The sequence below is a fragment of the Burkholderia sp. HMSC10F09 genome (genome assembly GCF_001806955.1).
GTDB lineage: Bacteria > Pseudomonadota > Gammaproteobacteria > Burkholderiales > Burkholderiaceae > Burkholderia > Burkholderia multivorans.
In genome coordinates, this window is record NZ_KV786552.1 from 1 (window position 1) to 919 (window position 919).

At 67.1% G+C, this 919-nt stretch carries 1 protein-coding gene; it reads right to left on the reverse strand.

Translation table 11 applies throughout. From position 1 onward, the window contains the following. Positions 1-919 (reverse strand): AMP-binding protein (locus HMPREF3115_RS04265; protein ID WP_141751632.1); only part of this gene is annotated, 919 nt, incomplete at both ends.

Below are 919 nucleotides of genomic sequence, written 5' to 3' on the forward strand. Positions count from 1 at the left end.
CTCTTCTTGAAGCGCTCCGGGTCGCCCCAGATCGTGCGGATCATCGACGGCCACGGCCGCTTGACGACGAGAATGCCGCCCTGGCCGTTCGGCACGTCCTGGCCCGTCTCGTCGACGACCGCGGCCATGATGCCCGGCAGCGGCAGCGTGCACGAACCGGGCACCGTCGGCGTCGCGCCCGGCAGCGGCGTGATCATGTGGCCGCCGGTTTCGGTCTGCCACCACGTATCGACGATCGGGCAGCGCTCCTGGCCGACGTGCTTGTGGTACCACATCCACGCCTCCGGATTGATCGGCTCGCCGACCGTGCCGATGATGCGCAGGCTCGACAGGTCATAGCTCTTCGGATGCACTTTCTCGTCGGCCTCGGCTGCCTTGATCAGCGAGCGGATCGCGGTCGGCGCGGTATAGAACACGCTCACCTTGTGATCGCCGATCATCTTCCAGAAGCGGCCCGCATCGGGATACGTCGGCACGCCTTCGAACACGACCTGCGTGCCGCCGCACGCGAGCGGCCCGTACGTGATGTAGGTATGGCCCGTGACCCAGCCGATGTCGGCCGTGCACCAGAACACGTCGGCGGGCTTCCAGTCGAAGGTCCACTTCATCGTCTGCGCGGCCCACAGCAGGTAGCCGCCCGTGCTGTGCTGCACGCCCTTCGGCTTGCCGGTCGAACCGGACGTGTAGAGGATGAACAGCGGATGCTCGGCGCCGACCCATTCGGGCGCGCAGGTGTCGGATTCGCCGTCGGCCAGTTCGTGCATCCACAGGTCGCGATCGGCATGCCAGTCGATCTTGCCGCCCGTGCGGCGATAGACGATCACGCTCTTCACCGCGTCGCAGCCGCCCATCGCGATCGCTTCGTCGGCGATGTTCTTCAGCGGCAGCGTCTTGCCGCCGCGCACCTGTTCGTCGGCGG